We start from the raw sequence: 6,070 nt of genomic DNA on the forward strand, positions 1-6,070 counted from the left end.
GATATTGCAGACGCAAAAAAGCGGGGCGGGCGCCTCGGCACCCACCCCGCTTTTTAGGCAATGATTACTTCGGCTTGACCTGATTGCCGATCACGCCGCCGACGGCAGCGCCGCCGACTGCGCCGATGGCGCTGCCGCCCGTCAGTACGGAGCCGGCAACGGCGCCGACACCAGCGCCGATGGCGGTGTTTTTATCCTGGCCGGACATGTTGGCGCAAGCCGTCAAGCTCAGCAGCAGGGCGGCAACGGACGTGGTAGCGGCGATTTTTTTAATGATTTGCATGATAGTTCTCCTATGAATTCGGACCTCGTAGCGCCGGCATGGTATGGGCCGGTGGGATTTCGTGTCGCCACGTGTTTCAGGCACGATTACAGAATAGAATTCTGGCAAGGCAGGGTCTGTTCGGCAACGCACATAGGGGTGTAACAATTGTAAATGTGCACGCTGCCCATCCTGCCATATTGCTCAGCGGTTTGTGCGCGCTGCCTTGCCCGGTTTCGGCGCCACTGGTTTCACGCGTGCCTGGGCCAGCAGGGCCGCGCATTCGCTATCCTCGACGGGGCCGGTGTTTACTAGCGGCAGCAGCGCCGCCACGGGCGCCACCACGGCCAGCGCCAGTGCGCCACCGGCGCGCAGGGCCAGCACGCCCTTGTCAACGCTCACGTCGGGCTTGCTGAAGGTGCCATGCACATACAGGGGCGAGCGCAGCGAAAAGATGCGCAAGCCCTTGCTGTCGGGCCGCAGGGTCAGGTCCAGCCGTTCATCGGCCAGGTTCACCGTGCCATCGATATTCAGGATGGCGTCATCCGTGTCGACGATGAACTGGCGCGTGCGCATCAGCCCCTTGGTGACGGCGAAGTCGGCGGCCATGCAGTTCAGCCTGACCTGCTTGTCGCCCGCCAGTTTGGCCAGCACGACACTGCCGATATTCAAGCCCATTTCTTCCAGCAGCAGCTTGCTGATGCTGCCCCGGTTGATCAGCGCGCGCACTTCGCCGTTCGAGCTGCCCAGCAGGGTGGCGACGGAATTGCCCGTGGCCGACAGCGAGGCGTCGCCATTGATTTCGCCCACGCTGGCCTGCAGGGCTGGCAGGCGGGGAAACAGCTGCTGGATGTGCAGATGGCGGGCGCTGGCCTTGAGTTCGGCCGCGATGCCGTTGGCGATGACTTTGCCGCTACCGTCGAGCTTGATGTGCGACGTCAGGGTGCCGCCCGCCACGTTGAAGTTAAGCGGCGTCAATGACAGCACGCCATCCGTCAGCACCACATGCGTATCGAGCTTGCTGATCGGCAGTTCCGCATCGCGCGTGATCTTGTCGGCCGTGTAGCGCACGTCGGTGTCCAGGCTGGTCCAGCGCTCCGTCTTGAAGGTTTCCACCGGCAGCACGCGGCCGGCCGGCTGCGTCGATGGCACGCCCCGGTCCTTCTTGCTGGCGCTGGAATCGGCGCCCACCAGCGGACCCAGGTCGGAAAATTGCAGCAGGCGCGAGTGAACTTCGCCCGTCAGGCGCTTGCGCGGCGTGCTGGCGGAAAAGGCCAGCTTGCCTGCGATATCGCTGGAGCCCACCTTGCCGCTGAACTGGTCGTACACCCATTCGCCGCCGCGGGGCGCCAGGGTGCCCGTCAGATGGCCTTCCGTGCTGAAGTGCGGCGTTTCCGGCAGCAGCACGCCCGTCAATGGATACAGGCGCGCCATGCTGGGCCCGGATATTTTCAGGCGCACGTCGAGCGCGGCCAGCTTGGCCGGGCGCGTCAGAGTGCCTTCGATGGCCACGCTGCTGCCACCGACGCGCATGTCGGCCTGGATGGGGAAGGGCGTGGCTTGCTGCTGCAGCGACAGTACGCCGCCCGCCTTGCCGCCACCCTTGATGCTTTCGCCATGGTATTTTCCGGACAGCGTCCAGGCGATACCGTAGCGCGCATCGTCCGCGATGGTGTCGACATCGGCGCGCATCGCCGTTTTGCTCACGCCATCGTCCAAGGTCACGCTGCCCTTGCTGAAGACCACGCTTTGCAATTCCAGTTGCCATGGCGATGGCTGGTCCTGCTTGTCGAAGGTCCAGTTGTTCTTGCCATCCTTGTTGCGCAGCAAGCGCACCTGTGGCGTGTCGAAGCGCAATTGCGGGATGATGATTTTCTTGTCCAGCAAGGCTAGCGGGTTGAGCGAGAACGCCAGCTGGCTCACGCTGGCCAGCTGCGCCCCCTCGTCCGTCCCTGCCATGGTGCTCGGGTTGCCCAGGCGCACATCTTTTGCCTGCAGGTGCGGCCACGGCAGATAGTCGCGCCATTTTTTTTGCGCCGTGCTACTGGCTGGCTGCTGCCACGTCAGCGCCAGGTCGCCCTTGATGGCAAACGGCCGTCCCAACGCGTCGCTGGCGCGCGCATTGAGCCAGGGCTTGGCGCGGTTCCAGTCCATGTTCAGCAGGACGATGGCGGCGGTGACGGGCAGGGCGATGAGCACGGCGGTGCTGGCGAGGGCGATTTTCTGACGGCGGGAGAGCGGCATAAGCTGATTCTTTCTGGACAATTAGTTGCGATGCTACAGGAATCGCTCCAAAGCCGGGGTCGTTTCAGGTTTTGCTGGCCGGCACGTGCGCTGGCGCACGTTGCCCATGCAAGTATTGTCGATTTCTTACCCTATGTGCGGCACCGAACGGATATGCGGTGAACCAGAGCCTATAACGTCATACATCAAACGCAGTTCCTGATTCCAGATGCACGACATCAACCCCTTACGCTTAACACTCTCCAGGAGAAGAAAAATGACAAACCGAGATTTCAAGACCTCCCCATTCGCCGCCTTGGCCGCTTGCGCCACCGCCGTGGTCCTGATGACGGGCTGCTCCAGCCTGAAAACGCCTGCCACGGCCGACGTCGCCGTGTCACGCGCCGCCGTCGATAACGCCGCCAGCGCCGGCGCCGCCGATCTGGCACCCGATGAAATGCGTTCGGCACGCGAAAAAATGCGCATGGCCAACCAGGCCTTGAAAGACCGCGACTACAAGATGGCGCGCGACTTGGCCGACCAGGCGCAAGCCGATGCCAAGCTGGCGCAAAGCAAGGCCAATTCGGCCAAGGCCACCAGCGCCGCCGATGAAATCAACGAGAACATCCGCGTCATGCGCGAAGAGCTCGATCGTGCCAACCAGCAAGCGCCAAAACAATAACTAACAACAATAACCAGGACCCCATCATGAAAAAAACTACTTACACGACCCTTCCCGGCCTGCTGGCCATGGCCGCTTTTGTTGCCGCTTGCAGCTCCGCACCGACCACCACCAGCCTGCTCGACCAGACGCGTGGCGACTACATGGCGGCGCAATCGAACCCGATCGTGTCGACCTATGCACCACGCGAATTCCGCGAAGCGAGCGCGGCGCTGGAAGCGGCAAACGCGGCCGCCACGCGCCAGGAAGATAGCGAAAAAGTCGACAAGCTGGCCTACCTGGCCAAGCAAAAGATAGCCACGGCGCAAGAAGTCGCCAAGCAGAAGGCCGCTGAAGCCGATATCGCCAACGCCGGCAAGCAGCGCGACCAGTTGCGCCTCGATGCGCGTACGCAGCAGGCTGACCAGGCCACGGCCCGCGCCCAGTCGGCGCAAGCGGATGCGGAAGCGGCCAAGGCCCAGGCGCAAGCGGCAGAAGCGTCGGCCCGCGATGCGCAAGCCCGCGCCGCCGGACTCGAAGCGCAGCTGGCCGACCTGGCCGCCAAGAAAACCGAACGCGGCATGGTGATCACCCTGGGGGATGTGCTGTTTGGCACGGACAAGGCGAACCTGACGGCCGATGGCACGAATACGGCGCGCAAGCTGGCTGACGTGCTGAAAAACAACCCGCAGCGCACCGTGCTGATCGAAGGCTTTACGGATAGCACGGGCGGTTCCGCGCATAACCTGGAATTGTCGCAACGCCGCGCCGAGTCCGTGCGCAATGCGCTGCTGGAGCAAGGCATCAGCCGTGACCGCATCGCCACGAAAGGCTATGGCGCCGCCTATCCGGCCGCCGGCAACGATACAGCGGCGAACCGCCAGTTGAATCGCCGGGTGGAAATCGTCTTGTCGGAAGATAACAAGGCCATTCCTGCCCGCCGATAGTATTGGGCAACACGCCGCCAGATGCGGCAGTACCCAGGCAGCACCGGCCGTTTCTTGGCCGGTGGATACCCATGCAAGACTTGAAAGGAAACATCATGACCCAAACATCTGTTGAGATTCCAGCTGGCATCGACACGGCCGCCATTCGCGCTGCCGCCAGAAACCTGGACGACGGCGCCGTGACGGCCGGCTATCAAGGCGACCGCCAGGAATTGATCACCCTGTTGAATGGGGCGCTGGCCACCGAACTGGTGTGTATTGCGCGCTATAAACGCCATTACTACACCGTGAGCGGACGCGGCAACGGCAGCATCAAGGCCGAGTTCCTTGAACATGCGCAGCAGGAGCAGGAACACGCTGATTGGCTGGCCGAACGCATCGTGCAATTGAATGGCAAACCAGATTTTAATCCTGCAACATTGCTTGCGCGTAGCCATGCCGAGTATGATGACTCCGAAGACGTGCAGAGCATGGTGCGTGCCAATCTGATCGCGGAACGGGTAGCGATCGAGTCGTATCGCCAGATGATCGTGAAAATCGGCGACAAAGACCCGACGACACGCCATTTGTTGATCAAAATCCTGGCGGTCGAGGAAGAGCACGCCGATGATATGCGCGATCTAATGGAATAGTGTTTTTGAGTAAAGTAGGTATAGTAACTACATTCATCCACAGCTAAGGAGCTAAACCATGTTGGAAAATAATATCACCACCGTCAATAACGATGTCAAAACCCTGGTCAAGGATGCGCAAGCCCTGTTCAGCGCCGCTGCCGCCCTGACTGGCGAAAAAGCCGATGAAGTGCGCGTCAAGGGCATGAAAACCCTGGATGCCGCCCTGGCCAAGGCGCATGAAGCGCAAGCGTCGGCCATCGTTGCCACCAAGCAGATGGCTGCCCAGGCTGACGGTTATGTCAAGGAAAACCCATGGCGCACGGTGGCCGTCGCCGCTGGCGTCGGCGTGCTGGTCGGCTTCATCCTGGGCCGCAAGTAATCCACTGTCAGGAGCGATATGGACAAGTCTGCTTCGTCTCACCAGGGGCCGGGATTGATCGGCTCGGTCGCCGGCCTGGCCAAAAACGCCGTCGGACTGATGTTGTCGCGGCTGGAACTGGCCACCATCGAACTGTCGGAAGTGCGCAATCACATGCTGCAACTGATTGTCATTTTCGCGCTGGCGACAGTGGCAGGCTTGTTTGCCATCGCTTACGGCAGCGTGCTGATCGTCTTCCTGGCCTGGGATAGCCTGGGCTGGAAGATACTGGCGATCATGACGGTCGTGTTCGTACTGCTGGCGATCGCCCTGGTCATGTATGCGCGCGCCATGCTGCGTCAAGGAAAGCTGTCCATGCCGGCCACCATGGCGGAATTGAAGGCTGACCGCGACATGCTGATGTAAGCTGCTGGCGGGAACCACCCGGACCTGTGCCGGTGCGGGGCTCGCCATGTCCAGCCTGCCTTACGAGGAGAATTCATGTCGGACAACGACAAACTGGCGGCGCAAGCCGCCCGCAAGCGCCTGCTGATCGCCCAGGGTGAAATGTACCGCGTGGGCATCGTGCATGCGCGCGCCAACGTGGGCTATGCGCTGCGCCCCGAGTCGATGCTGCAGGGCGTGGTTGAAACGGCGGTCGGCTTTGCCGGCCACCGCGTCGAGTCCCTGCTGGCGCCGGGCGGCATGCGTTTGCAAGGCGCCATGCCCTACGTGCTGACAGCGCTATCGTTTATCGGGCGCAAGAAGCTGGTCAAGCCGGCCCTGGTCCTCGTGGCCGTCGCCGCCGTCGCCGCCAGCTGGCTGCGCCGCAAGCGCTGAAAGCCAGCCGTGCTGCACAGGAACGCCGTCATCGACGGCGTTTTTTTTGGCTATGTCACCGTCAAGTGTGGGAATGCTCCCAGCGCTGCTTTCAATAACGTTTCTGGTGAACGGATGCGCCTGGCGTCGAGTATCCAGCGCCATCCCAGGTAGTTCGGTAGGTAG

At 62.0% G+C, this 6,070-nt stretch carries 8 protein-coding genes and 1 pseudogene; 6 read left to right on the forward strand and 3 right to left on the reverse strand.

The annotated features are described in order from the left end of the window. Window positions 1–64: 64 nt before the first annotated feature. Window positions 65–283: a YMGG-like glycine zipper-containing protein gene (locus ACQ4WS_RS20660; protein ID WP_077401543.1), complete on the reverse strand. Its 219-nt coding sequence runs from the start codon at window positions 281–283 to the stop codon at window positions 65–67. Window positions 284–466: 183 nt separating this feature from the next. Further along, window positions 467–2,506 carry an AsmA family protein gene (locus ACQ4WS_RS20665; RefSeq protein WP_436478907.1) on the reverse strand — a complete coding sequence of 680 codons (2,040 nt, stop codon included), beginning with the start codon at window positions 2,504–2,506 and terminating at the stop codon, window positions 467–469. 256 nt (window positions 2,507–2,762) lie between these two features. Here ACQ4WS_RS20665 and ACQ4WS_RS20670 point away from each other — a divergent pair, with 256 nt between their 5' ends. The 6 genes from ACQ4WS_RS20670 to ACQ4WS_RS20695 all read left to right on the forward strand — a co-directional run bounded on the left by ACQ4WS_RS20670 (window position 2,763) and on the right by ACQ4WS_RS20695 (window position 5,905). After that, window positions 2,763–3,167: a DUF4398 domain-containing protein gene (locus ACQ4WS_RS20670; RefSeq protein WP_436478908.1), complete on the forward strand. Its 405-nt coding sequence runs from the start codon at window positions 2,763–2,765 to the stop codon at window positions 3,165–3,167. 26 nt (window positions 3,168–3,193) lie between these two features. Next, window positions 3,194–4,093 carry an OmpA family protein gene (locus ACQ4WS_RS20675; protein WP_436478909.1) on the forward strand — a complete coding sequence of 300 codons (900 nt, stop codon included), beginning with the start codon at window positions 3,194–3,196 and terminating at the stop codon, window positions 4,091–4,093. Between the two features lie 71 nt (window positions 4,094–4,164). After that, window positions 4,165–4,725, forward strand: a complete 561-nt coding sequence (locus ACQ4WS_RS20680) for a ferritin-like domain-containing protein (protein WP_436478910.1) — start codon at window positions 4,165–4,167, stop codon at window positions 4,723–4,725. A gap of 58 nt (window positions 4,726–4,783) precedes the next feature. Beyond that, window positions 4,784–5,086 carry an ElaB/YgaM/YqjD family protein gene (locus tag ACQ4WS_RS20685; RefSeq protein ID WP_035826246.1) on the forward strand — a complete coding sequence of 101 codons (303 nt, stop codon included), beginning with the start codon at window positions 4,784–4,786 and terminating at the stop codon, window positions 5,084–5,086. An 18-nt stretch (window positions 5,087–5,104) separates the two neighbouring features. Then, a complete protein-coding gene (locus tag ACQ4WS_RS20690; RefSeq protein ID WP_034758936.1) occupies window positions 5,105–5,491 on the forward strand; it encodes a phage holin family protein in 387 nt (128 codons plus the stop codon). A gap of 75 nt (window positions 5,492–5,566) precedes the next feature. Further along, the gene (locus tag ACQ4WS_RS20695; RefSeq protein ID WP_034786335.1) at window positions 5,567–5,905 is read left to right on the forward strand and encodes a hypothetical protein; all 339 of its coding nucleotides are present in this window, start codon (window positions 5,567–5,569) and stop codon (window positions 5,903–5,905) included. 50 nt (window positions 5,906–5,955) lie between these two features. Here the strand turns inward: ACQ4WS_RS20695 and ACQ4WS_RS20700 are convergent. Continuing rightward, window positions 5,956–6,070, reverse strand: a pseudogene (locus ACQ4WS_RS20700) (IS1595 family transposase); the annotation flags it as partial.

It is taken from the genome of Janthinobacterium leeuwenhoeki (genome assembly GCF_051380795.1).
Classification (GTDB): domain Bacteria; phylum Pseudomonadota; class Gammaproteobacteria; order Burkholderiales; family Burkholderiaceae_D; genus Janthinobacterium.

Bases quoted from the DNA above. Each gene is read 5' to 3' on its own strand.
- ACQ4WS_RS20680 (WP_436478910.1), top strand. From the start codon at position 4,165: ATGCAAGACTTGAAAGGAAACATCATGACCCAAACATCTGTTGAGATT.
- ACQ4WS_RS20670 (WP_436478908.1), top strand. From the start codon at position 2,763: ATGACAAACCGAGATTTCAAGACCTCCCCATTCGCCGCCTTGGCCGCT.
- ACQ4WS_RS20675 (WP_436478909.1), top strand. From the start codon at position 3,194: ATGAAAAAAACTACTTACACGACCCTTCCCGGCCTGCTGGCCATGGCC.
- ACQ4WS_RS20695 (WP_034786335.1), top strand. From the start codon at position 5,567: ATGTCGGACAACGACAAACTGGCGGCGCAAGCCGCCCGCAAGCGCCTG.
- ACQ4WS_RS20690 (WP_034758936.1), top strand. From the start codon at position 5,105: ATGGACAAGTCTGCTTCGTCTCACCAGGGGCCGGGATTGATCGGCTCG.
- ACQ4WS_RS20665 (WP_436478907.1), bottom strand. From the start codon at position 2,506: ATGCCGCTCTCCCGCCGTCAGAAAATCGCCCTCGCCAGCACCGCCGTG.
- ACQ4WS_RS20660 (WP_077401543.1), bottom strand. From the start codon at position 283: ATGCAAATCATTAAAAAAATCGCCGCTACCACGTCCGTTGCCGCCCTG.
- ACQ4WS_RS20685 (WP_035826246.1), top strand. From the start codon at position 4,784: ATGTTGGAAAATAATATCACCACCGTCAATAACGATGTCAAAACCCTG.